Genomic DNA, 23976 nt, shown 5'->3' on the forward strand with positions numbered 1-23976 from the left:
TCGAGGAAAAATGGGCCGGGAAATACGCCTCCATCGCCCCGGCCTGGCGCCGGGCCTGGGCCGAGGTAATCCCGTTCTTCGCCTTCGATCCGGCGATCCGCAAGATCATCTACACCACGAACGCCATCGAAAGCCTGAACCGGGTGATCCGCAAATCGATCAAGACACGCGGCTCGTTCCCGACCGATGATGCCGCAACCAAGCTGATCTACCTCGCGATCCGCAACTTCGAAAAAGACGGCCGAAACGTCCGGGAATGGTTTGCGGCCCGCAACCAGTTCGCCATAATGTCCGGCGAGCGCTTCGACGCTTGAGTATCAGAAACCGCATGGGCCGGGAAAGATACACAGAGTTCAGGACACTCCCGGCATCCGGTGGCCTTGGGGTATTTCGCCTCGAAGGTTTTGATGAACAAGTCGAACGCGCTGTGTGCATCCTCTCGCGTTTCCGCCTGCCAAATGTCGTGCAGCATCTTTTTGGCCTTCGGTTGGGTGCGTTTGGGCAGCGAGGCGCGCTCTTGGCACGGATGGCACCGGCACATGAGCCTCGTGATGGCCGCGGCCGCCTTCCTCGCCAGCATCGCGGCCGCTCAACGCTGCGCCGCATTTGGCAAACAAAACGAAACGAGTCCGCAGCACCAGACAGCAGCGGCGTGATCGCAAAGCTCACCCAAACCCTGACAACTGCGGACCTGCGATACCTCATCGCGCGCCTTTTGCAACCCGGCGCGCCAATGGCCAGCTTCATCTGGCGCTGGTCCCGATGGCGACGACAACACCAGATCGCCGCAGCCCTCGCGTATCGAAAACTCGCCAATATATGTAACTGTAGTACCAGACCTGGCTTGCGCAGCGTCGGCGGACAGGCCCGGTCGGGTGGCCCCCTGAATGCTGGTCTCGACCCCGTTGGCATAGATGCTGCCCGGCCCCTCCAGCAGCAGGTGAAAACAGGTGAAGCCGCCGCAATCGCTGACCCGGCTGACCCCGTCAAGCGGCAGCAGCCTTTTGGCCATGACCAGCAATTCGTCGATCCCGAACAGGTGCCGCGACACCTCGGATGTCACGCGCACCCATTGCTGTGGAGAGAGGTACAGGTCGCGGTTCGGCAGCGAGGGACCAAGTGCGCCCGCGCGGATAAGGATCGGGCGCTGATCCGGCTCAACGGACAGGAGCCGCTGCGGCAGTATTCTGGCCCCGATCCATGCGATTGGCTGCATTCCGCAGTCGCGCGTCACGACCAGATCGCCGCGCCGCAGATTCTCGACCGGGACGGGGCCGTAATCGGTCAGGATCCGCGTGCCGGCGGCCGGGTCCGCGACGACAAAGCTGTGCGTGGCCGCGTCGATCTGCCATGTCTCGAACCGACCATCGCCGGCGACCCGCGTGACGCTATCCTGCCCGTCCTGTCGGTCAAGCACCATGTCGGCAGCGCCGCCCAACAGGGTCTGGACGCAGGAACAACCAGTCGGGAGATCGAAGAGAGCCATGGGACAGGTCCATTCAAAACCGCGATGCAAGCACCGCCCTTGCCTGACACGTTAGCAAATCCTCTGGAAAACCTGCATTGCGCGTCCGGGTGGCGCGCCGCGCGAATGGATATGATCAATGTTAATCACTTGCCAGCGGTGCGGCCTGCCTCAGCGCCTCGGCCGCACGGGACAGGCCCGGCACCAGCGGCAGAAGATCGGCCTGAAGGGCGTGGTAAATGTCAGGCCGCCCCGCGAATTGGGTTGAATCCGGCTGGTTCCGGTCATCCAGTTCGGGGATCCAGCCGCCCTGCGTGTGGTCAATCAAATGGCTGTCGGCAAAGGCCCACAACCGGCGATACCATGCCTCGTCCGCCGGATCGCGGTCCAGCTTCAGCAAAGCGGCCAGAACGCCGATGGCCTCGGTCACGGGCCACCAATAGCGCGCGGAGCTATCCACCCCGCCCCCGAATTTCAGCGTGTAGGCGAACCCGCCAAGCCCGTCGTTCCAGGCATCAGCCAGCGCGGTCCGCACCAGTTGCCGCGCCTGCACGGGTGCGCCCGTCGCGGGTCGGCCCGACAGATCCCAGTGTTGCAGGCGTAAACGGGCCATTTCAAAGGAATGGCCGGGCGTCGTACCCGCGGGGCGGAACATCGGATTGCCCGCATAGGCACGGTCGGGCTGCCAGTCATCCGTGTAATGTTCAGGGATACGCCAGCCGCCATTTGCCGCCTGCCCCGCGACGAAGAAATCCAGAATGCGGCCCGCGCGGGACAGATATTCCGCATCCCCCGTGGCCTCGAACGCGGTCAGCAGCGCCTCGACCCCATGCATATTGGCATTCATCCCGCGATAGGTGGAAAAGGGCTGCCAGTCGCGGCCAAATTCATCGCGAAAAAGGCCCCGCGCTTCGTCCCAATAGTGCCGGTCCAGAATGCCGGAAATATCAGCCAGCAGGCGGTCGGCATCGGGATGCCCCGCCATTTTCGCGCTGGAGGCCGCCAGCAGCACAAACACATGCCCATAGGCCAGTTTGGTGCCGTCGCTGATGCCGTTGTCGTCAAAGGACCAGACATAGCCGCCGTGATCAGAATCACGGTGCCGCGTCCACAGATCGGCCATGCCCCGGTCGATGATCCCGGCGGCGTCGGGCCGCCCGGCCATCTGCCCAAGGGCATAGGAATGCACCAGCCGGGTCGTGGTATGCAGTTCCTGCAAACTGCCCGGCAGGGGGTGGCGCTGCCCGTCCAGAATCGCGAAACCGCCGCCGGGGCGCGGGCTGGCATCAAAGAAATCCAGCGCGCGGCGCGCATCCATGACCAGAAAGGCACGATGCGCCGGGTCGTCCAGCCAAAATCCGGCTGCCTCGGAATCTCCGGATTTGGTCATCTTTTTCTCCCTAACGTTTGCGCATGGCATCCATAAGTGCCGCGCCGAATGAACCCTGTCCGTTATCCGTGCCCCGTGGCGCGGATGTGCCGCCCTTCGGCCCGCGCGGTCCCTTGGCCGCCGCCGGACGCGGACCGCGATCAGCCGCCCCGCCGCCATCCTTGCGCATGGTCAATCCGATGCGCTTGCGCGGGACATCAACCTCGGTCACGCGAACCCTGACCACATCGCCAACCTTCACCACCTCATTCGGATCCTTGACGAAACGGTCGGCCAACTGGCTGATATGAACCAGCCCGTCCTGATGCACGCCAATATCGACAAAGGCCCCGAAGGCCGCGACATTGGTGACGGTGCCTTCCAGCGACATGCCGGGCTTCAGATCCTTGATATCCTCGACCCCGTCGGCAAAGCTGGCGGTGACAAAGCCGGGGCGCGGGTCGCGGCCGGGTTTTTCCAGTTCGGACAGAATGTCGCGAATGGTGGGCAGGCCGAAATGCTCGTCCACGAATTGTTCGGCCCGGATCCCCCGCAGCGCCGCCGGTTCGCCCATGATCGCGCGTATGTCGCGACCGCAGGCGGCAACGATCTTGCGCGCGACGCCATATGCCTCGGGGTGGACGGACGAGGCGTCCAGCGGTTCCTTGCCGTCGCGGATGCGCAGGAAGCCAGCGCATTGTTCGAAGGCACGCGGACCAAGCCCCGTCACCTTTTTCAGCGCCGTCCGCGAAGGAAAAGCTCCGTTCGCATCGCGATGGGCGACGATGGATTGCGCCAGCGACGGCCCCAGCCCGGCAACATGGGCCAGCAGAGGTGCCGAGGCGGTGTTCAGATCGACGCCCACGGCGTTCACCGCATCCTCGACCACGGCCTCAAGAGTTTTCGCCAGTTGCCGCTGATCGACATCGTGCTGATACTGGCCCACACCAATGGATTCCGGCGGCACCTTGACCAGTTCGGCCAGCGGATCCTGCAAGCGGCGCGCGATGGACACAGCGCCGCGCAGCGACACGTCCAGATCGGGAAATTCCTTCGCCGCCAGTTCCGAGGCCGAATAGACCGAGGCCCCGGCTTCGGACACCACCACCCGCGTCGGGGATCTGACGCCCTTTGGCAGGCGTTTCAGCACATCCCCCACCAGACGCTCGGTCTCGCGGCTGGCGGTGCCGTTGCCGATGGCGATCAGGTCGGCATCGTGCCGCGCGATCAGGGCCAGCAGCACCGCCTCGGCCCCGCGCAGGTCATTCTTGGGCTGAAAGGGATAGATCGTCGCGGTATCGACCAGTTTGCCCGTCGCATCCACGACCGCCACCTTGACGCCTGTACGGATGCCCGGATCCAGACCGATTGTCGCGCGCGGACCGGCGGGCGCGGCCAGCAGCAAATCCTTCAGATTGCGGCCAAAGACGCGGATCGCCTCGTCATGGGCGCGTTTACGCAGCTCGGTCATCAGGTCGATATACATCGTGTTCGACAGCCGCACCCGCCATGTCCAGCCTGCGGCCTGCCGCAGCCAGTCGTCACCAGGACCATTTCCCAGCCGCCCGATGGCCTGCACCACGATCCCCTCGGCCCGCGCCGCGCCGTTGTCAGGATCGGGCGCGATGTCGATGGTCACGATTTCCTCTTTCGCAGCCCGCAGGATCGCAAGCGCGCGATGCGAAGGGATGTCGGCCCATTTTTCGCGATGATCAAAATAATCGCTGAACTTGGCCCCCGCATCTTCCTTGCCCGCCACCACCTTGGCCGCAATGAACGCCCCGGTTCGCATGAATTCGCGCAACGCCCCCAGCAGCGCGGCGTTTTCCGACAATTCCTCGACCAGAATGTCACGCGCGCCGGTCAGCGCCGATTTCACATCCGGCACGGCCTCGCTCACGTAACCCGCTGCCAGATTTTCGGGATCGGCGGCGCGATCGTCCTGAATGGCGCGCAACAGCGGTTCCAGCCCGTTTTCGCGCGCGATCATGGCCTTGGTGCGGCGCTTGGGCTTGTAGGGCAGATAAATATCCTCAAGCGCGGATTTGGTCTCGGCCCCGGCGATGGCGCGCGCCAGTTCGTCGGTCAGCTTGCCCTGATCGCGGATCGAGCCGATGATCGCCTCGCGCCGCGCCTCCATCTCGCGCAGATAGGCCAGCCGGTCGGCCAGCGTGCGAAGCTGGGTATCGTCCAGCCCGCCCGTCACCTCTTTGCGGTAACGCGCCACGAAGGGCACAGTCGCCCCGCCATCCAGCAGACCGATGGCAGCCGTCACCTGCGCGGGGCTGGCACTGATCTCGGATGCGATGAGGCGGGCGATACGGGGGCTGGTGTCCATCGGGCTCTCCTGCGGGATCGGAGTGCCGTTCTAAACCTCTGCCGACGCCTCGCCAAGAGCCTTGGCCCGCTCTTCGTCCGCCTGTCGGTACTTTGCGCTTTGCTGACGAATTTCGCGCAGGAAACGGTCGGTCCGTGCCGCCGCCCCGGGCGAAGGTTCGCAGGCCACGCGGACAAGCAGCGCATCGGCCTTGCCAGCAGCCGGGGGGCGAACGGGGCGGGCCGGCGCATCGGACAGACCGGGCAGGTGCGTCAGGAAAAATTCGGCGTCCTCCCTGTCCAGCACATAGGGCACACCGAAGGCAGAACCCGCATCGTTCAGGGACAAGCGGCCTTGCTGGAAGATCAGCAGATCGGGACGAAAGGCGCGAATGACGCGCGCCCGCCCGCCGCGTTTCAGCGTTGGTGGAACCGCCGCTGCAACCCAGCCTTGCGCCGCCAGTGCGCGCGCCATCTTGCAGGCACGCAGCATGCTTGCCCCTTGGTCATCCCCCGATGGGAAAAACAGAACCCTTGGGCCGTCGCCGCCGACCAGCCGTGCGGCAAAGGACCGGCGAAGCAGCCTGAATTCGTCGCGGCTACGCTGCCACCCATCGCAAATCTGTGTCGCGAAACCCATTTTTTCAACCCAAGCTGATAGCTCTTATGAGAGAAAACATCTCTGGGTTGAGATTGCACTAATAAAACAAACCGTTCAATAAGAAACAACCCGTCTGTTAACGATTCAGTTCGGATAAGGTTCCGTCAGACTTTCAGTCAAGTGCCAATTCGGGCAGGCGCATCAGTTCATCTTCCATGGGTTTGCCCGCCACGCTGTCACGCACCGCCTGACGCAACGCGGCGGATCGTTTCAATGCGCGGCGAAAGCGTTTTTCGTCCAGTTCCATCAGGCTTGTGGGGGTGATGGCGCGAACCTCGGCGCGGCGGGGACGGTTGGTCAGCAGCGCCATCTGCCCAAACATGTCACCCCGGCCCATCAGCGTGATGTGGCCGGCGATGTTCTGTTCGATCGCGCCCGAAGCCACGAAAAACACGCTGCGCGCCATGCTGTCCTTGCGACAGATCACCTTGCCCGCATCGACATAGCGCGAGCGGAACGCACGGGACAGCATCCGCAATTCGGACGGGTCCAGATCGGCGAACAGCGGAAATTCGCGGACCAGTTGCTCGCGGCGCAGGACCAGATCCAGATGCGGCTGGCCGTCTGTCTGTGCCCGCCGCCGCGCAATGTCCTGCATCAGCGCGGTATGCACCTCGGCCCCGATCAGCCCGTCATCCAGCATCGAGTTATATTCGCGTTCCTCCATCCGCAGGGCGGTGCGGCGGATAAAGCGGCGTTCCAGTTCCTCGGCATAGCCGGGATATTGCAGGCGCAGCCCCTCCAGCGCGGTATCGACGGCCTCGACCCGGCGGTTCAGCAATTCGTGCAGCAATTCGCCGACGCGTTTGCCATGGATCCGGCGGATGCGGCGGTCCAGGAAATCGTGCAGGTCGCTGATGATCAGCTTTTTGGCCAGCAATATCTCGAACCGGTCAGCGGTCAGCCGGGCCAAGGGACGCGACAGACCCAGACGATTGCGCAGAAGCGCCGCAGCCTTGAAGGCAGGACCATAGCGCAGATTGCGCCGGGCCACGCGCTGATAACCGGTGCGCCCGCCGATCCGCGCACCTTCGATCAGACGGTCGGCGTCGAACAGCATGGTTTCCGACAGGCGGGCGCTGATCGCCCTTTCGCGAATGCGTTCCAGGATCGTCTCGCGTTCATGGGCGGCCAGCGCGATCAGGCCCAGGGTAATCCGGTCCCGGTCGAGGATTTCGGCGTTATCCTCGGCCTCGGCCCGGTCAACGGCCTTGTCCAGACGCGAGGCGAAACGCTTTGCCTCTGACCGGACGGTGTCATGGGTCAGTTCGTATTTCGCAGTGGCTGTCGCGACCTCTTCCCGAACGGTTTGCAGGGCGACGGCGATGACCTGATCAGACAGGGCCGCATCCAGCGGAGACAGCCGGTTCAGCCCCAGCCGCCCGATCACCCAACGCAGCGTCGTCCCCTGTACCATCAGCGTATAGAGGGTAAAGCCGGTGGCCAGAATCCCGACCAACCGCTTGGATTCCAGCGGAACCTGCAGGCTTTCCGTCACCGCCAGCGCCAGCGCCAGCGTGACCGCGCCGCGCAACCCCCCCCACAGGATCGCAATGCGGTATCGCGGCTCGACCTGAGGCGACAGGCGCAGCGACATCAGGATCGGCAGCAGTCCGAACAGGATAACCGCGCGGGCAAGGATCGCGGCGACGATAACCACCAGGATCAGCGCGTAATCGCCGGGCCGCACATCGCCCATCAGCCGCGGGATCAGCAGCGCCGCCAGGATAAAGATCAGCGCCCCCGCCCAATGGGCCAGCAGTTCCCACGTCTCGCGCAGATTGGTCCAGAAGGCCGGTGACAGGCGCGCAGGCCCCATCAGGTTCAGCGTCAGCCCCGCGCCGACGACACCCATCACGCCCGAGGCCCCGCCCAGATGCTCGGCCCCGATATAGGCCAGATAGGGTATGGCAACCGACACCGAAAGCTGCGCCAGTTCGAACCGGGCGATAAGCTGCATCACCACCAGCGCCACCCAGGCGATCTGCACCCCGACCAGCAGCCCGCCGGCAATCAGCAGGGGAAAACTGCCCGCCGCCTCGGCCAGGCTGGGTTCGGGCACACCCAGCATGACAAAGCTCATGAACAGGCCGAACAGCGCGATGGCGGCAGCGTCGTTCAGCAGGCTTTCGCCCTCGATGATCCGGGCCAGCCTGCGCGGTGCCTACAGGGACAGGAAAATCCCCACCACGGCCGAAGGGTCCGTGGTCGAAACGATGGACCCGACCAGCAGGCACAGAACCAGAGGCAGGCCACTGACCCATGACAGCGCATATCCGATGGTCAGCGTCGCCACCACGACCGCGACCACGGCCAGGGTCAGGATCGGCACCCAGTCGTCCAGCATTCGTCGGACGTTCATTTCCAGCGTGGCCTGAAAGATCAGGGTCGGCAGGAACACATACAGAAAGACGTTGGACCGGATCGGCAGGTCCAGAATCGTCGCGGCCACCGGGTTCAGCGCATCGGTCAGTTCGGTGCGCAGCAGAAAGGTTGCCCCCGCCCCGATCAAAATCCCCAGCACCGCCAGAATCACGCTGTAGGGCAGCGACAGCCGCGCGGCAAGCGGCTCTGCCAGACCGATAACGACAAAGAGAGACGCCGCGATGGCCGTCAGAAGCACGATGTCCATGGCGCTGATATAGCGGCATGAATTGCGCCGGGGAATATCGCTTGGGCGAAAAATGCAGCGCATTTTCGTGATGGGCGGTCAGAAGCCCGAGGGCGGCGGGGGCCGCTGGCCCGACGGATGCGATCAGACCTCGACCACCACGCGCCCGATAGGGTGAGAACAGCAGGCAAGAATGAAACCCTCGGCGATGTCCTCGTCCGAGATGCCGCCGTTATGGACCATGTGCACCTCGCCCCCGGTCTTGCGGATCTTGCAGGTGCCGCACAGCCCGAAGGTGCAGCCCGAGGGGATGTTCAGCCCGCTTGCCCGCGCCACTGTCAGCACCGTGTCGGTTTCGTGGCAGGGCACGGTCACGCCCGACGCGGCAAAGACCAGCTCGGCGCCCGTCGCGCTGTCTGGAACCACGTCCTCAAGCGGGGGGGCCTCGGCCTCGGTCCGGACCGGCGCGCCAAAGCTTTCCTGATGGTAATGCTCCATCCCGAAACCAAGCGAGATCAACATGTCCCGCACCGCCTGCATGAAGGGCTCGGGGCCGCAGCAGAACGCCTCTCGCTCCAGATAGTCGGGGGCCATCAGGCCCAGCATGATCTGGCTCAGCCGCCCGCGATAGCCGGCCCAGGACCGGAATTCGTCATTTTCCTCGACTGTCAGGTGAAGCTGCAATTCCGACGAACGGCTTGCCATGTGCTTTAACCGGTCGTGAAAGATCACGTCCGAGGGCCGCCGCGCAGCATGAACAAACACGATGTCGTGGCCCCCGGCCCTGTCCGCCAGCCAGGTTGCCATCGACATCATCGGCGTGATCCCCGATCCGGCCGAGATGAACAGATATTTGCGCGCCGGATGCCGCATCAGGCTGAACACGCCCGCCGGGCCAAAGGCCCTGATCCGCATCCCCGGCCGCAGATTGTCCATCATCCAGCGCGTCGCGACCGAACCGGTCTGCGCCTTGGCTGTGACCGAGATAGACAGTGGCCGCGAAGGCGAAGAAGACAGCGTATAGGTCCGCTGCACATTCCCGCCCGGCACCGGCAGATCCAGCGTGATGAACTGGCCCGGCTGATAGTCGAACCACCGCCCCGAGGGCGAGCGGAAAGAAAAGGTCCAGGTATCCGCCGTCTCGGGCAGGACATGGGCGCATTCCAGCATCTCGGAATCGTCCCAAGGCTCTGCCGACCAGTTCGCAAGGGTCGTTTTCATCGTTACTCTGCCGCCACGGGCACGTTCAGGCGGCTGGCCATCAGCGCGCAATACCAGTCGATCAGGTGAATCACCCCCGCCTCTTGCCGGGACGAATAAGGGCCGGGTTCGTATGCGGGCGACAGGATGCCAGCCTGATTTTCCTCGACCACGCGGCGATCTTCGTCATTTGTGGCAAGCCATACCTCGGTCAGCCGGTCCGGATCGTAATCCACCCCCTCGACCGCGTCCTTGTGGACCAGCCATTTCGTCGTCACCTCGGTTTCGGTCGGGCCGATGGGCAGGATGCGAAAGACAATGGCGTGATCGGGCAGGAAATGGTTCCAGCTTGTCGGGAAGTGATAGAACATCAGACTGCCCGCGTCGTTCCACGGGATCGTTCCCATCCGCCGCGCGACAGCGGCCTTGCCCGACATGGTAAAGCTTTCCTGCTGGTCCATCAGCGGTACCCGCGCCATACGCCATTGCATGTCGGGCGCATTCACGAACCGCGCGGGCAGGCCCGCCGCATCGCAACGGTCCCAGTGGCGCAGGATCTCGGCGCTGGCGGATTGCGGCCCCTCCATCACCGTCATCAGCGGATCGTCCGAATAGGTCCGGCACAGCGAAGGGTGCGAGCCGCCGCAATGATAACATTCGCGGTTATTTTCCAGCACCAGCTTCCAGTTGCCCTTTTCCACGATGGTCGAGGAAAAGGCGACTTTCGCGTCGGCCAGCAGGCTGGGGGCCAGACAGGCCGTCAGGTTACGGGCCAGATCGGCGATGGCCGGAGGGATCTGCGCCAGACAGATGAAGATCATCCCGCCCAGATCGGCGCAATGCACCGGCTTCAGCCCGTAAGCCGAGATGTCAAACCCCTCGCCCATATCGCGCGCATAGACCAGCTTGCCATCAAGGTCATAGGTCCACTGGTGATAAGGACAAACCAGTTTCGGATTGCTGCCATTGCTTTTGGTGCAGATGCGCTGCCCGCGATGGCGGCAAACGTTGTGAAACGCGCGCACCCGACCGTCATTGCCCCGGACGATCACCACCGGAAACTGTCCTGCGGTCAGGGTCACGAAATTCCCGGCCTTCGGGATCTCGCAGGCGGGCCCGGCAAACAGCCATTCGCGATACCAGATCTGTTCCAGATCGTCCTGATACGCCTGCCGCCCGCAATACAGATCGCGCGGCAGCGAAAAGCCGGGCCGTCGTGCCGCGATCAGATCGGCTGTCGAAATAGATGTCATGGTCGCGCCTCCATGGTCCGGTTGTCGCGGAACAGAGTAGCGGTCGATTTTTTTTGTCAGTGATGAATTACGACCTAACGGTGACGGTTTCAGACATGGCCAGGCCCGTCACTGCAAGGCGGGGGGCGCGGCGACCGGATCGCCGCGCAAATCGCCGCCCCCGTGAACCAGAACCGATGCGGTCTGCCCCACCCGCAGGGTGATCCCTTCAGGAAGATCGTCGATATGGATGCGCACCGGCAGGCGTTGGGCAAGGCGGATCCACTGGAAGGTGGGGTTGATGCTGGGCAGTAGTTCCTGCCCCGTCGCGCCATCGCTTTTGGCGATCCCCCAACCGATACTGTCCACCACACCCGTAAACGGCGTGTCGGATTTGCTCATCAGGGTGATGACAGCCGGGTCGCCGGGCCGGATCGCCTCGATCAGGGTTTCGCGGAAATAGGCGTCGATCCAGAAGCTGTCGGCGTCGATCAGCGCCAGAATCGGCTGGTTCGCGACCGCCTGACTGCCAAGGCGCAGATCAAGATTGGTGACATAGCCATCGACCGAGGCCTGCACGGTCGTAAAGCTCAGGTCCAGCCGCGCGCTTTCCAGTTGCGCGGCGGCGGCGCGGATGCGTTCGTTGTCAGCCCCCTCACCACCCAGATTGGCGCGCGCCTGCGCCAGTTGCGCCTCGGACTGGGCAAAGGCGCTTTCGGCCTGCGCCCGGGTCGCCTCGGCCTGACGTTTGCCGGCCAGATCGACGTCGTAATCGCGCTGGATCTGATCGAACCGCGCCTGCGAAATGTCGTTGGCCTGCAACAGCGCGGCGTTGCGGCGCACCTCTTGCGTGGCTTCGCGCAGGGTCGAATCGGCGGCGTTTACCTGACTTTCTGCCTGCGCGATGGCGGCGCGCGCCTGCGCCACCCCGGCTTCGGCCGCCGTGACCTGCCTTGCCAGCACCTCGACCCCGTTGATCGTCTGTTCATAATTGGCCTCGGCCGCGTCCAGCGCCGCCCGATAGGTGCGCGGGTCGATCTGAAACAGCGTCTCGCCCGCCCTGATGAACTGGTTGTCACGGATGGGCAGCGCCACCACCGGCCCCGAGACGCGCGGCGCGACCTGAATGACGCTGGCCCGGATCTGGGCGTCCCGCGTCCAGGGATTGCGCAGGTAATCAATGTAGTGAAAGGCCACCGCAGCTATGGCGGCAAGAAGAATCGCCGAGGACAGGATATAACGATAGACGGGGCGCATGGATCAGATCCTGATGATGAACGTGCCGAATGCAATGGTGTAAAGTGCAACAAAGGCGACGAATACGACGCGCGGAAAGGCGAAATGCCGTGCCAGCCTGAACCGGTTCAGCAGCCAGGCCGTCGCCCAGGCCGAAATCAGTGCCATGACAAAGACGATCAGAAAGGGCGGAACGTAAACGCCGTGAATATTGATTTCGCGGGGGATCATGGCCACCTCATGTTCAGAACCGTGCCTCTTGCATCCGGTCCCAGTCAACGCCCCGCGCCAGAGGCAGCAGGCCCGACACCGCCTCGCCAACGCCGCGCAGGGCCGTCAGTTCCCGCAGCAGATCGCGCCCGTCCTGCGGCCCGTCACCCTGCGTCGCCCCGGCATTGCGCAGCACCAGCGAGGCCGCCAGATCCCGCAGCCGCGTCAGTCTGACCGGCCCGATAGCGCTGTCAGGCCGGGACAGTGATTGCGGATCGTCACGCAGCGCCCGACAGATCGCGGCCACCCCGTCGCACCATTCCCGCAGGCCGGGCATCAGTTCCCTGTGGCGTCGGCGACCGGCCCCCGCCCGCGACAGCAGAAACAGATCCTCGATCCGGTGCGACAGGGCCTGCAACGCCTCCAGCAGTTCTTGCGCCCGCGCCCGCCCCTCGCCCGGCAAGGCTGCGTCGGGCATGGCGTTCAGCCAGGGCGTCATCTGCTGCGGAATTGTCTGGATCAACCGCAGGTTCCAGGCCCGAATCTGCCGCTGCCACCAGCCTGCCGGGACCGGACGGTCGCCGGTCATCGTCTCAAGCAGCGCAAGGCAGGCCCGCATATAGCGGCGCAGCAGCCGCCGGAACGCGTCCTCGGGCCGGAACGAAACCGGGAAAATCCCCGTCAGCCACACGATCCCGAAGGGGACCAGAAAAGCCGTCGCCAGATTGGCCGCGTACAGAAAGCTATAGCTCTGCCGGTTCTCAAGCTGCATCAGCACGATCATCATGGCCAGCCCCAGCGTCCGCCCGATTGCCACCTTCGGATCGTGAAACATATAGGTAATCGCGAAACTGACCACGAAGATCATCACCGCGAGCTGCGCGAAAGAGGTCAGATGCGGCATGACAAAAATATGCAGGGCGGCACCCAGCAGGATCATGACCATACCTATTTTCGCCACAATCCCGATGGGGGTTGCCGGGGCGCGGCTGACGATCAGCGCGATATTGGTAGACAGGATCAGCAGCATCGAAGCTGCGGGAATGTCGGGAAACCATACAAATATCAGAAAGGACAGCAGAAAACTTACCGAAACCCGCAGCGCGCCAGCGAATCTCTCGGGGTCGGGCAGGATGGTCGCAGGGATCAGCGATGAGCGCGCGGCGGCCCGTGCCCCGCCCCGTATCCCTTTCCCGGACAGACCCTGCCCATCCGCCACCGCCAGCAGCAACCCGCGCGAGGCGCGCTCGATCTCTGCAAGCGCCATCAGGCTGACCGCCAGCGCGCCCTGGTGAAACGGATCGCCGCCATCGCCCGCCTCTGTCACCTGCGGGATGGCGACTTGCCGGGGCGGCGTGAACGAAGTGCAGCCCGCCAGCAGAGCTCCGGCCGCGGCAAGCCTGCGGTCGATCTCTTGAAGGACCGGTTCCAGACCGGGCGGCAGCGGATGCGTGCTGCCATCATGCAGATCGGCAAATCCCAGCCGCCAATGGGCAAAGGCATCGATCAGCCCGGCAAGCACGGTCACGGCCTGCCGCCAGGCCTCGCGCCGTTCAAGCACGTCAAAGCTTTCGACCGTCGCGCCATCCAGCCGGGCAGTCAGCATCTTTTGCAACTCGATCCCCGACTGCCCCAGCTTTCGCGCCTCGTCCCGGCATTCAGCGGGGCCGATCTCGCCCCGGAACCCGGCGGTCAGCACCCCAAAGCCCTGCCGGACCCGCCCGATCTGCGCCAGAAGATCGGATTTGAATGCCTCTTTCGCCGGATTGGAAAAGATCAGGCTTTCGACCAGCGTATAGATCAGGATCCCCAGCGCGGTCTGCTGCATCCGCAGAACCGCGACGTCAAAGGCGGTGCGCGCGTCGAATTGCGAATATTCGACCAGCAGGATGACCATAAATCCTCCGACGAACCACATGTACCAGATCCGCGATCCGCCTGCGATGAACCAGCCGCAGATGAACAGCCAAAGACTGACCGACGCCGCATAGGCCCAACGGTCCTGCGCGAAAAGGGCAAGAAAGCTCAGCGCCAGAACGATGCCGATCAGCGTGCCCGCCAGCCGCATCAGCCCCTTCGCCAGCGTCTCGCCCCCGGTCGCCAGAAAGGAAAAGGCCACCGCGAACATCGCCCATTTCGGATTGTCCCAGCCCAGTACCAGACTGGTCCCGGCGGCGATGACCAACGCAAGGGCAAGCTTGAAAGCATCCTGAACGCGTCTTGAAATCATGCCGGTCCCGGTCATGTGCAGACACGGTCGCCCAGATCCTTGCGCCGTGACGCCAGTCGCTGAAAATCGTCAAGGTGTTTGCGCGATGATCGACGGATCGGCGGGCGCAGTCAAGCGGATCGCGACGCGCGGGGTTGCAGCCGGCTGGCAGGGCCAGCCAGCCTTGCGGCCCCCCTCAATGGGGGGCCGCAAGGCTTCGCCGGGCCGGGACGGAACGACCACCGCACCGCCCGGACCGCCATCGCCCGTTTCAGTGCCGCGCGTCCCGCAGCACCGCTCTCAGCACATCCGTGTCCACTTCGTCGCTGACAAAGGCCTCGCCGATTCCGCGTGCCAGCACGAAACGCAGGCGGCCATCCTGCACCTTCTTGTCCTGCGCCATCAGCGCAATCAGCCCGGCATCGTCCGGCAGGTCGCCCGCGATCCCCGAAAGCCGGGCGGGCATGCCCATCTGCCGCAAATGGGCCAGAACGCGGCTTGGGGCCTCCTGGCTGCACAGCCCCATCCGCGCCGACAGATCGAAGGCCAGCGCACAGCCGATCGCCACGCCCTCGCCATGCAGCAACCGGTCGGAATAGCCCGTCGCCGCCTCAAGCGCATGCCCGAAGGTGTGGCCAAGGTTCAGCAACGCGCGTTCGCCCTGCTCGGTCTCGTCCCGCGTCACGATCCCGGCCTTCATCGCCACCGAATGCGCAACCGCATGCTGGCGCAGCGCCATGTCATCCTTCAGGCGAGGCGCATTGACCTCCAGCCACTCGAAGAACCCGGCATCACCCAGCAGCCCGTATTTGGCCACCTCGCCATAGCCCGCCAGAAAATCGCGCGGGCGCAACGTGTCCAGCACGGCGATATCGGCCAGCACCAGCGCGGGCTGGTGAAAGGCACCGATCAGGTTCTTGCCATGGCCGCTGTTGATCCCGGTCTTGCCCCCGACGGAACTGTCCACCTGCGCCAGCAGCGTCGTCGGAACCTGCACAAACCGCACGCCGCGCCGCAGGATGGCGGCGGCAAAGCCCGCCAGATCGCCAATCACCCCGCCACCAAGCGCGATGACGACATCGCGCCTTTCGACCTTTTGTTCCAGCAGCCATTCGACCGTCCGGGTCAGATGCTGCCAGCTTTTCGTGGCCTCGCCCGCCGGCAGGACAAGCGCCTCCGAGCCGATGCCCTCGACCGACAGCGCCGCCCGCAGACCTGGCAGATGCAGCCCCGCAACGGTTTCATCGGTCACGATCGCCACACGCGGACGGCGCAGCAGCGGCGCGATTTCGGCACCGGCCCGCGCGATCAGGCCCGCGCCGATACGGACGTCATAGGCCCGCCCTTCCAGCGGCACATGGACAGTGACGGGTTCGGTCATTTCGCCTCCAGCAATTCGGGATGTTCGGCGCTCAACTGCGCCATAAGCCGGGTGCTCGCGGCCTCGATCGTGTCGCGGGGGCGGGCCTCGAATGTCATCTCGGCCTGCGCATAGACGGGATAGCGCTGTTCGATCAGCGCCGCCAGCGTGCCCTTGGGATCGGGGGTTTTCAGCAGCGGGCGGGTGCTGCGCTGCCGGACCCGGTGCCACAGCGTCTCAAGATCGCATTTCAGCCAGACAGACAGCCCGTGCTGCCGGATCAGGTCGCGGTTCTCGCCCCGCATCCACGCGCCGCCCCCGGTCGAGACGACGCCCGGCGCGCCGCCAAGGATGCGCGACAGCACCTGGGTTTCCCGGTCGCGGAAAAAGCTTTCACCATCGCGGGCAAAGATTTCGCTGATGGTCATGGCGGCGGCGGATTCGATTTCGGCATCCGAGTCGGTAAAGGGCACGCGCAGCCGGCGGGCCAGTTCCGACCCCAACGCCGTCTTGCCCGCGCCCATCATGCCGACCATGACGATATGCCGTTTCATCCAATCCTCTTGGCCTTGGCGACAGATCAACACCGCCGGGGTTGCTGAATGGCGTGATCTTTCGGAAATTGCCATATATATATTCAGGACGATCCGGCGAAAGACCGGCGAATTGCGACGTAATCCGGCAGAACAAGGGCAGAATTCGATGCGGTTACTGAAATTTCTGGTGGTGCTGATTCTTGCGGCAGTGATCGGTGTGGCCGGTTTTGCCTATTTCGGCGACATGGCCCCGCGCCAGACCGAGATGCGCGTGCCGATCGCGATGGCTCCGGCTTCGGGCGCGGGCAGTGACTGATCTGCGACGAATCCTTGCCCTGGGCTGGATGACGGTCGCCCTTGCGGGCGCTGCGTCGGCACAGGCGCAACAGCCGCTTTCGGCAAGTGACTGGCTGTCGGGCAGCCTCAAGGCCCCCCCGCGCGAAGCCTCGGCCTGGCGACCGGGCGACCGGCGCCCGCCCGGCCTGCCGGGCAGCGGCGCGACCCTTCCCGTCGCCAAAAGCGGCGAGGTCGGTCGTGTTCATGTCACCCGGCTGGATGGCGGCAATCCCGATGCGGCGGGCACCATCACGGCGCGCAGCGCCGGTCTGCCCATGGCGCTGTGGCAAGGCAGCGATCCGGCGATCCTGTCGCAACTGATCCTGACAACGCCAGCGCGGCTGCCCGCGATGAAGGCGCTGCTGGACCGGCTGCTGACCGCGCAGCTCAGCCCGCCCGCCGGTACCGGTGCCGATGCCGGGGTGTGGCGCGGCCAGCTTTTCCTGGCCCGCGCCGACCGCCTGCTGGACATGGGCGCGCTGGAGCCCGCCGCCGCGCTGCTGCTGACTGCCGGTCCCGGCGACCCCGAGGTGTTCCGCCGCCTGTTCGACATCGCCCTGCTTGAGGGCGACGAGGGCCGGGCCTGCGCCTATATGGACAGCACCCCCGGCATCGCACCCAGCTTTGCGGCCCGCATCTTCTGTCTTGCCCAGTCCGGGGACTGGGCCGCCGCCGCCATCAGCCTGCGCGGGGCCGAGGCCCTGGGCCTGATCGACGCACATCAGACCCTGCTGCTGACGCATTTTCTGGATGACACTTTTGTTGACAGCGGCGAGCTGCTGACACCGTCCGACATGATCACCCCGCTGGAGTTCCGTATCCACGAGGCCATTGGCCAGCCCCTGCCGACCCAGCCCCTGCCGCTGGCCTTCGCGCAATCCGACTTGCGGCTGAACAATGGCTGGAAGGCCCGGCTTGAGGCGGCCGAAAGACTGGCCCGCGCGGGCGCGATTCCCGCCGCCGAGCTGCGCGGGATTTATGCCGAACAAAAGCCCGCCGCTTCGGGTGGGGTCTGGGAACGCGCCGGGGCCATGCGCACACTTGAGGCCGCAATCGCGGCGGGCGAGCCGCTTTCCGCCCTTCCCCGCGCCTTTGACGAATTTCGTGCCGCCGGGATGGCCGATGTGCTGGCCGCGATGGTCGCGGATGACCTGCCCCCTGATGCGCAGGGCGATGCCGCGCCCGTCGCAACGGTTCTGCGTGGCTGGCAAGGTTTTTCCGACGCGGCGGTCAAGCTTGATCCGGTGGCCGAAGCCCAGCCCCCCGCCGACCGGCAGGGCGAGGCGCTGCTGCACGCGATGGCGGATGTCGATGCCGGGCTTGACGGCGATCAGGCGCGGGCCGGGCGCGGACTGGCCATGCTGCGCGCGCTTGGGTTGACCGCCGATGCCGATCTGGCCTCCACCCAGCTTGCGCTGCTGCCGCAGATGACCGGGGATCCGTGATGCCGCAGGCCGACCATCGCGCAATTTCGGCCTTTCTGGATGCGCAGGCCGCCGAGGCGGGGGCCGCGCAGAACACATTACTGGCCTATGGCCGCGATCTGCGCGACCTGTCCGGCTGGTTGTCGGGATGCGGCGCGACGCTGGCCGGTCTGACCCGCGAGATGGTCGAGGATTACCTGACCCATTGCGACGCAGAGGGCCTGTCGCGGGCGACTCGGGCGCGGCGCTTGTCCTCGATCCGGCAATTCACCCGCTTTGCCCTGGACGAAGGCTGGCGCGAGGACGACCCCGCCCTGCGCATCGTCGGCCCCGGCCGGGCGCAGCGCCTGCCAAAAATCCTGACGCGAGACGAAATCGATGCGATGCTTGAGGCCGCGCCCCGCATCGGGCGCGGCCCCACCGAACGCGCGCGCAACCGCTGCCTGATCGAGGTGCTTTACGCCACCGGCATGCGCGTCAGCGAACTTGTGGCCCTGCCCGTCGCCGCCTGCCGGGGCGACCCCGCAGTGTTGCTGATCCGGGGCAAGGGCGGCAAGGAACGCATGGTGCCGTTGACCGGCCCGGCCCGCGACGCGCTGGCGGCCTGGCTGAGCCTGCGCGACAACGCGACGGCGGGCAGCCCTCTGGCCCGGCTGGTCGATGGCAAGGGCGGGCGCTGGCTGTTTCCCGCCCCAGGCGCGGCGGGCCACATGCCCCGGCAAAGCTTTGGCCGCCTGCTGAACGACATCGCCATCGCGGCGGGGATTGACCCTGCCCGCGTCACGCCGCATGTGATCCGCCACGCCTTTGCCACGCATCTGCTGGAGGGCGGGGCGGATCTGCGTGCCATCCAGACCTTGCTGGGTCACGCCGATTTGAGCACGACCGAGATTTACACGCATGTTCTTGACCAGCGCATGCGCGACCTTGTGCTGAACCATCACCCTCTGGCGACGGCCCCGACGGACGGGACCGCCGCCGACAACGACCGATAGACAGGACCAATGGAAGACCCATCAAGCATGCTCGACGCCGCGTTCTGGGGCACCTGCGCCGCCATTCTGGTGCTGCTGATGCTGTCAGGTTTTTTTTCAGGCTCGGAAACTGCGCTGACCGCCTCCAGCCGCGCCAAGCTGCGCTCGCGCGCGGACAGGGGCGATGCCGGGGCGGCAACGGCGCTGGCAGTGACCGAGGACAGCGAAAAGCTGATCGGCGCGATCCTTCTGGGCAACAATGTCGTCAATATCCTGTCCGCCAGCCTTGCGACCGCGCTGTTCACGCGGCTGCTGGGGTCAGGCGGGGTGGCGCTGGCCACGCTGGTCATGACGGTGCTGGTGCTGATCTTTTCCGAGGTGATGCCCAAGACCTATGCCATCTCGGCCCCTGAAACCGTGGCCAGCCGCGTTGCCCGCCCGATCCGCTGGCTGACACGGCTGCTGTCGCCCGTCGTCGCCGTGGTGCGTGTGATCGTGCGCGGCATTCTGTCGTTGTTCGGACTAAAGACCGACCCCTCTTCGCACATGTTCTCGGTCCACGAGGAAATCGCGGGGGCACTGTCCATCGGCCATGCAACCGGCGCGGTGCAGAAAGAGGATCGCGACCGCCTGCTGGGGGCGCTGGACCTGGGCAACCGCACGGTCGAGGAAATCATGCGCCACCGGTCCGGCATCGAGATGCTGGATGCCGGCATGCCGCCGGGCGACCTGTTGAACGCCGTGCTGGCCAGCCCTCATACACGCCTGCCCGTCTACAAGGATGAACGCGAGAATGTCGTGGGCGTCATCCATGCCAAGGATCTGCTGCGCGCCGTGAACAAGGCGATCCGGGGCACGCAGGGCCCCGATGCCTTGCAGGGTTTCGACGTGATGGCCGTCGCGATGAAGCCCTATTTCGTGCCCGACACCACCGCGCTTGACGAACAGATGCGCGCCTTTCTGGACCGCCGTACGCATTTCGCGCTGGTCGTGGACGAATACGGCACGCTGCGCGGCCTGATCACGCTTGAGGATATTCTTGAGGAAATCGTGGGCGAAATCACCGACGAACACGATACCGAGGATGCGCAGACCCTGATTGTCAATGCTCAGGGCGAATATACGGTCGATGGCGCGATGACGATTCGCGACCTGAACCGCCAAATGGACTGGCACCTGCCCGATGACGAGGCGCATACCGTCGCCGGGCTGGTCATCCACATGGCCCAGTCGATCCCCGAACCGGGGCAGGTGTTTTCCTTCCACGGTTACCGCTTCGAGGTCGTGAACCGACGCGAGAACCGGATCACCAAGCTGCGGATCCGGGCGCTTTCGGGTGGGGGGCCAGCCATTCCGGCGACCGGATAGCGCCCATCACCCGGCCTAAAGCTGGGCAGCCACCTCGTCCGACAGATCGAAATTGCCGGTGACGTTCTGCACGTCATCGTCATCTTCCAGCGTTTCGATCAGCTTCATCAGCTTCTGGGCGGTTTCCATGTCGCTGATTTCGGTCGGTGCCTGCGGTTTCCAGATCAGCTTGGCGGTCTCGGATTCGCCCAGATGTCCCTCCAGCGCGGTCGAAACCTCGTTCAGCGCGGTATCGGCGCAATAGATCCAGTGGCCTTCCTCGTCCGTCGCCACATCGTCAGCCCCTGACTCCAGGGCCGCCAGCAGCACCGTATCGGCATCGCCTGCCGCCAGCGGATACATGATCTCGCCCACGCGGTCGAACATAAAGCTGACGGAACCGGTCTGGCCCAGATCGCCGCCCGATTTGGTGAAATAGCTGCGCACATTCGAGGCCGTGCGGTTGCGGTTGTCGGTCATCGCCTCGACCACCAGCGCAATCCCGTTCGGGCCATAGCCCTCGTAACGGATTTCCTCGTAATTTTCGGCGTCGCCGCCCATGGATTTCTTGATCGCGCGATCAATCACATCCTTGGGAACGGAACTGGACTTGGCCTCTTTCACCGCCAGCCGCAGGCGCGGATTCTTGTCGGGATCGGGATCGCCCATCTTGGCCGCAACGGTGATTTCCTTGGCGAGTTTCGAGAACAGCTTCGAGCGGGCGGCATCCTGCCTGCCTTTGCGATGCTGGATATTGGCCCATTTGGAATGACCTGCCATGGTCGGTCGTCCTTCGCAATTCACGTAAAATCCGGATTCGGCTGCTTGTAGTCCACCAGGGCCGCCCATCGCAAGACACCGTTGCGCCCCGCCTGCATCCAAGGCAGCGGCGCGCACGCGAAAAAGCGCGCAACCGCAGGGTTGCGCGCTGCTTTTTCGTGGGAAAGGGCCGTTTCGTCCTACAGATAGGATGCGGCGCCCACGATCCTGCGAATCTCGTCCTCGCGGGTCAGGCCGCGTTCGGCCAGTTGGCGGTCCGACATGCGGTTCAGTTCGTCAATGGCGCGAACCTTGGCATTTGCTTCGGCCAGATGAACCAGAAAATTGCCGAATGCGACAAAGGGCCGGGCCAGAGCCTTGCCGAAAGATGCGGAATTGCGACGTTCCAGAGTTGCGGTGCCTGCCATAGGAAACTCCTTGCTTGATACAAAGTTGTTTCCTCCCTGCGACCGAATATAGGGGCGTCGCCGCATTGCAGCAACGCCTGATGCCGCATAGCAGCATTGCGCCAAGGGTCTGTCACAAATCCTTAATCTGCCGTTCTCACGGGCACAACGCTTATTGGGCAAGCTGTCCGTATTCCAGCATCATATAGCGTGCGGGGCGGTTCTTCTTGATATTGCCCTCGTCGCTCATCAGCAGCAGGCGTGGCTCGCCGTTGATGACAATGGAATCGATCGACTCGACATTCTTGAGGTTGATGATGTCGGGCAGGGCCACCGGATCGGGCTGTTCGGCCGGGTTCCCGGACCAGCGCCAAAGCTGGGAATACTTGTTCCCGTCATAACCCTCGATCTCGTTGATGATCAGAAAGGCACCGATGACCGGATCATAGCTCAGAGCCCGGATCCCGCCGTCCTGAATGTCCAGCAGGACCGGTTCGCCAAATCGCGGGGCGGCCTGATTTTCGAACATCTCGCCGGGGTTTTCGATCACCACGATCAGAGCCTTGCCCCCGGCCATCGGTTCGCGCAGCCCGATCAGCAACTGCCCCGCCTCGCGATAATAGGCCAGCCCCTCGATATTCAGCTTGTCGAATTCCGGCGTCTCTCCGCTTTTCTCGCGGATGACGGCCTGCAACCCCTTGGCGGCGATCAGGTCATCACGCAGCGACACATGGCTGCTGATATCGCCAACATTGTTCCCCTCGATCCGGAAACGCAGCAATTGTTCCCGGTCGGGGCGGCGTTCACCGTCCTTGGTCGCCGAATGCGAGGTGATCGCATAGATATGACCCTGTTCGTCGATGGACAGCCCCTCAAGATCGCTCAGCTTGCGGCCCAGGGCGCGGGTGATCTTGAGGTCGGCGGCCTCGTTCTCGACCAGACTGCCATCCGCCGCGATATCCATCACATGCATGGCGCGGGTGGCCTCGTCCTCGACCACCAACACGCGGCCATCGGTCAGTTGCTGCACCGCCGAAGGCTCATAGATCGCGGTAAATTCCGAAACCCCCAGACTGCGCAGCCGCGCTGGCGCCTCGGCGTGGATCAGCCCGGTCACGGATTTCACCCCGACAAAGACCAGCACCGACACCACCAGCCCCCAGCGAAAAATCGTGTAGGATATATCCAGCATCCGAAACTTGCGGTCGGCCATCATGCCCAACCAGTAAAGCTGATCGCTCATCTGGTGATAGATTTCGTCATGGTTGCGCAGCAATTCCTGCATGCGCTGCCAATGACCGTCGCGGCTGAGAACCACCCGGTCCTCATAGATCAGCAGGTTCAGATCCTGATCGGTGGGGTGTTTCCGGTTATCCTTCAGATAGGACCGCAGATCGCGCAAGCGCGCCTCGCGGCGCAGAACCGCGCCGGCCCAGTCCCGCAGCGCGGTCAACATCCCCGCCTTTTCGGGCGAGGCGGCCAGCAGCGCGAAAAAGATCGACGATGCTGCGGTGATCAAAAACACACCGGCAGGCAGCAGAAAGGCCGCCGAGGATGCAAAAATGAACGCACCCGAAATCATCAGCGCCGAGATGATCAGCCCGTTCAGCGAAATCATGATATTCGCCTTGGTCGCCGCCAGCGCGATGATCTCCAGCTCGGCACGAACGGCATTGCGGAACATGGTTTCGACCGATTTTCCCGAACCAAGTGCCTTTTTCTTGCCCTGCTCTTTCGCCTCGTCCGCTGCCTCTGTCTCTACCTCGCTGACCACGGCCGCAAAATCCGCCCGCGCCGCCACTACGCGGTCGTCACGCAACTTCCTGATCTTCGCCTTTTTGCCCATCTCCTCGTACTCCTTCTGGATTTGTAAAAAGAATACGAGTGAACGACGACATTATTCCCTTTATGCCAGACTGGCGGGTTTTCTGGCAGAAAAGTTCAGATCGGCAGGCGCGTCGGCAATGGTCGCAATGGAAAAGGCCGCCCCTCGGGGCGGCCTTTCCGGTGTCAGGCAATCGCTTCGGCGATCATTCGATGATTTTCGAGACCACGCCCGCGCCGACCGTGCGACCGCCTTCGCGGATGGCGAAGCGCAGTTTTTCTTCCATCGCGATCGGGGCGATCAGTTCGACCTCGAATTTCAGGTTGTCGCCCGGCATCACCATTTCCGTGCCCTCGGGCAGCTTCACCGTGCCCGTCACGTCCGTCGTGCGGAAGTAGAATTGCGGGCGATAATTCGCAAAGAACGGCGTGTGGCGGCCGCCTTCTTCCTTGGTCAGGATATAGGCCTCGGCCTCGAACTTGGTATGCGGCTTGACCGA

The 23976-nt window shown here is 64.3% G+C and carries 19 protein-coding genes and 3 pseudogenes; 5 read left to right on the plus strand and 17 right to left on the minus strand.

Annotated features, from left to right (window positions below; genetic code table 11):
• A partial coding sequence (locus ACK5L9_RS00770) for a transposase (RefSeq protein WP_416909541.1) occupies positions 1-314 on the plus strand: 314 nt, incomplete at its 5' end.
• 53 nt (positions 315-367) lie between these two features.
• Here the strand turns inward: ACK5L9_RS00770 and ACK5L9_RS00775 are convergent.
• The 13 genes and pseudogenes from ACK5L9_RS00775 to ACK5L9_RS00835 all read right to left on the minus strand — a co-directional run.
• A pseudogene (locus ACK5L9_RS00775) lies at positions 368-505 on the minus strand (IS256 family transposase); the annotation flags it as partial.
• 84 nt (positions 506-589) lie between these two features.
• Positions 590-1486 (minus strand): Hint domain-containing protein, encoded by an 897-nt coding sequence (locus tag ACK5L9_RS00780; protein WP_416909542.1) that lies wholly within the window; start codon positions 1484-1486, stop codon positions 590-592.
• A gap of 121 nt (positions 1487-1607) precedes the next feature.
• Positions 1608-2855 carry an AGE family epimerase/isomerase gene (locus ACK5L9_RS00785; RefSeq protein ID WP_416909543.1) on the minus strand — a complete coding sequence of 416 codons (1248 nt, stop codon included), beginning with the start codon at positions 2853-2855 and terminating at the stop codon, positions 1608-1610.
• Between the two features lie 10 nt (positions 2856-2865).
• Positions 2866-5172, minus strand: coding sequence for a Tex family protein (locus tag ACK5L9_RS00790; protein WP_416909544.1), 2307 nt, complete (start codon positions 5170-5172; stop codon positions 2866-2868).
• Between the two features lie 30 nt (positions 5173-5202).
• Positions 5203-5643, minus strand: coding sequence for a hypothetical protein (locus ACK5L9_RS00795; RefSeq protein ID WP_416909545.1), 441 nt, complete (start codon positions 5641-5643; stop codon positions 5203-5205).
• Positions 5644-5923: 280 nt separating this feature from the next.
• Positions 5924-8443 (minus strand): annotated as a pseudogene (locus ACK5L9_RS00800) (cation:proton antiporter).
• Between the two features lie 123 nt (positions 8444-8566).
• Positions 8567-9643, minus strand: coding sequence for a 2Fe-2S iron-sulfur cluster-binding protein (locus tag ACK5L9_RS00805; protein WP_416909546.1), 1077 nt, complete (start codon positions 9641-9643; stop codon positions 8567-8569).
• A gap of 2 nt (positions 9644-9645) precedes the next feature.
• Positions 9646-10875, minus strand: a complete 1230-nt coding sequence (locus tag ACK5L9_RS00810; RefSeq protein ID WP_416909547.1) for an aromatic ring-hydroxylating oxygenase subunit alpha — start codon at positions 10873-10875, stop codon at positions 9646-9648.
• 108 nt (positions 10876-10983) lie between these two features.
• Positions 10984-12111 carry an efflux RND transporter periplasmic adaptor subunit gene (locus ACK5L9_RS00815; RefSeq protein WP_416909548.1) on the minus strand — a complete coding sequence of 376 codons (1128 nt, stop codon included), beginning with the start codon at positions 12109-12111 and terminating at the stop codon, positions 10984-10986.
• 3 nt (positions 12112-12114) lie between these two features.
• The gene (locus ACK5L9_RS00820) at positions 12115-12321 is read right to left on the minus strand and encodes a DUF1656 domain-containing protein (protein WP_416909549.1); all 207 of its coding nucleotides are present in this window, start codon (positions 12319-12321) and stop codon (positions 12115-12117) included.
• A 13-nt stretch (positions 12322-12334) separates the two neighbouring features.
• Positions 12335-14530 (minus strand): FUSC family protein, encoded by a 2196-nt coding sequence (locus ACK5L9_RS00825; RefSeq protein WP_416909550.1) that lies wholly within the window; start codon positions 14528-14530, stop codon positions 12335-12337.
• A gap of 250 nt (positions 14531-14780) precedes the next feature.
• Complete coding sequence (gene aroB, locus ACK5L9_RS00830; protein WP_416909551.1) at positions 14781-15890, minus strand: 3-dehydroquinate synthase; 1110 nt, start codon at positions 15888-15890, stop codon at positions 14781-14783.
• Positions 15887-16423, minus strand: a complete 537-nt coding sequence (locus tag ACK5L9_RS00835; protein WP_416909552.1) for a shikimate kinase — start codon at positions 16421-16423, stop codon at positions 15887-15889. Before ACK5L9_RS00835 ends, aroB begins: the two co-directional genes overlap by 4 nt.
• A gap of 148 nt (positions 16424-16571) precedes the next feature.
• Between ACK5L9_RS00835 and ACK5L9_RS00840 the strand changes: the two genes are divergently transcribed.
• From ACK5L9_RS00840 to ACK5L9_RS00855, 4 genes are read left to right on the plus strand one after another with little or no spacing between them, the layout of a single operon-like run.
• Positions 16572-16721: a hypothetical protein gene (locus ACK5L9_RS00840; RefSeq protein ID WP_416909553.1), complete on the plus strand. Its 150-nt coding sequence runs from the start codon at positions 16572-16574 to the stop codon at positions 16719-16721.
• Positions 16714-18186 (plus strand): hypothetical protein, encoded by a 1473-nt coding sequence (locus ACK5L9_RS00845; RefSeq protein WP_416909554.1) that lies wholly within the window; start codon positions 16714-16716, stop codon positions 18184-18186. Before ACK5L9_RS00840 ends, ACK5L9_RS00845 begins: the two co-directional genes overlap by 8 nt.
• Entirely contained in the window at positions 18186-19160 is a 975-nt protein-coding gene (locus tag ACK5L9_RS00850) for a site-specific tyrosine recombinase XerD (RefSeq protein ID WP_416909555.1), read from the plus strand. The genes ACK5L9_RS00845 and ACK5L9_RS00850 overlap by 1 nt, the downstream gene beginning before the upstream one ends.
• A gap of 9 nt (positions 19161-19169) precedes the next feature.
• Complete coding sequence (locus ACK5L9_RS00855; RefSeq protein ID WP_416909556.1) at positions 19170-20507, plus strand: HlyC/CorC family transporter; 1338 nt, start codon at positions 19170-19172, stop codon at positions 20505-20507.
• 15 nt (positions 20508-20522) lie between these two features.
• Here ACK5L9_RS00855 and ACK5L9_RS00860 read toward each other — a convergent pair whose 3' ends face one another.
• The 4 genes and pseudogenes from ACK5L9_RS00860 to tuf form a co-directional block, all read right to left on the minus strand.
• Entirely contained in the window at positions 20523-21266 is a 744-nt protein-coding gene (locus ACK5L9_RS00860; protein WP_416909557.1) for a YebC/PmpR family DNA-binding transcriptional regulator, read from the minus strand.
• A 179-nt stretch (positions 21267-21445) separates the two neighbouring features.
• Positions 21446-21673: a DUF1127 domain-containing protein gene (locus ACK5L9_RS00865; protein WP_416909558.1), complete on the minus strand. Its 228-nt coding sequence runs from the start codon at positions 21671-21673 to the stop codon at positions 21446-21448.
• 151 nt (positions 21674-21824) lie between these two features.
• Positions 21825-23498, minus strand: a complete 1674-nt coding sequence (locus ACK5L9_RS00870; protein WP_416909559.1) for a Pycsar system effector family protein — start codon at positions 23496-23498, stop codon at positions 21825-21827.
• Positions 23499-23682: 184 nt separating this feature from the next.
• A pseudogene (gene tuf, locus ACK5L9_RS00875) lies at positions 23683-23976 on the minus strand (elongation factor Tu); the annotation flags it as partial.

Origin of the sequence: Paracoccus sp. (in: a-proteobacteria) (genome assembly GCF_047973135.1) — a bacterium.
Lineage (GTDB): Bacteria > Pseudomonadota > Alphaproteobacteria > Rhodobacterales > Rhodobacteraceae > Paracoccus.

Bases quoted from the DNA above. Each gene is read 5' to 3' on its own strand.
- ACK5L9_RS00780 (WP_416909542.1), bottom strand. From the start codon at position 1,486: ATGGCTCTCTTCGATCTCCCGACTGGTTGTTCCTGCGTCCAGACCCTG.
- ACK5L9_RS00785 (WP_416909543.1), bottom strand. From the start codon at position 2,855: ATGACCAAATCCGGAGATTCCGAGGCAGCCGGATTTTGGCTGGACGAC.
- ACK5L9_RS00790 (WP_416909544.1), bottom strand. From the start codon at position 5,172: ATGGACACCAGCCCCCGTATCGCCCGCCTCATCGCATCCGAGATCAGT.
- ACK5L9_RS00795 (WP_416909545.1), bottom strand. From the start codon at position 5,643: ATGCTGCGTGCCTGCAAGATGGCGCGCGCACTGGCGGCGCAAGGCTGG.
- ACK5L9_RS00805 (WP_416909546.1), bottom strand. From the start codon at position 9,643: ATGAAAACGACCCTTGCGAACTGGTCGGCAGAGCCTTGGGACGATTCC.
- ACK5L9_RS00810 (WP_416909547.1), bottom strand. From the start codon at position 10,875: ATGACATCTATTTCGACAGCCGATCTGATCGCGGCACGACGGCCCGGC.
- ACK5L9_RS00815 (WP_416909548.1), bottom strand. From the start codon at position 12,111: ATGCGCCCCGTCTATCGTTATATCCTGTCCTCGGCGATTCTTCTTGCC.
- ACK5L9_RS00820 (WP_416909549.1), bottom strand. From the start codon at position 12,321: ATGATCCCCCGCGAAATCAATATTCACGGCGTTTACGTTCCGCCCTTT.
- ACK5L9_RS00825 (WP_416909550.1), bottom strand. From the start codon at position 14,530: ATGATTTCAAGACGCGTTCAGGATGCTTTCAAGCTTGCCCTTGCGTTG.
- aroB (WP_416909551.1), bottom strand. From the start codon at position 15,890: ATGACCGAACCCGTCACTGTCCATGTGCCGCTGGAAGGGCGGGCCTAT.
- ACK5L9_RS00835 (WP_416909552.1), bottom strand. From the start codon at position 16,423: ATGAAACGGCATATCGTCATGGTCGGCATGATGGGCGCGGGCAAGACG.
- ACK5L9_RS00840 (WP_416909553.1), top strand. From the start codon at position 16,572: ATGCGGTTACTGAAATTTCTGGTGGTGCTGATTCTTGCGGCAGTGATC.
- ACK5L9_RS00850 (WP_416909555.1), top strand. From the start codon at position 18,186: ATGCCGCAGGCCGACCATCGCGCAATTTCGGCCTTTCTGGATGCGCAG.
- ACK5L9_RS00855 (WP_416909556.1), top strand. From the start codon at position 19,170: ATGGAAGACCCATCAAGCATGCTCGACGCCGCGTTCTGGGGCACCTGC.
- ACK5L9_RS00860 (WP_416909557.1), bottom strand. From the start codon at position 21,266: ATGGCAGGTCATTCCAAATGGGCCAATATCCAGCATCGCAAAGGCAGG.
- ACK5L9_RS00865 (WP_416909558.1), bottom strand. From the start codon at position 21,673: ATGGCAGGCACCGCAACTCTGGAACGTCGCAATTCCGCATCTTTCGGC.
- ACK5L9_RS00870 (WP_416909559.1), bottom strand. From the start codon at position 23,498: ATGGGCAAAAAGGCGAAGATCAGGAAGTTGCGTGACGACCGCGTAGTG.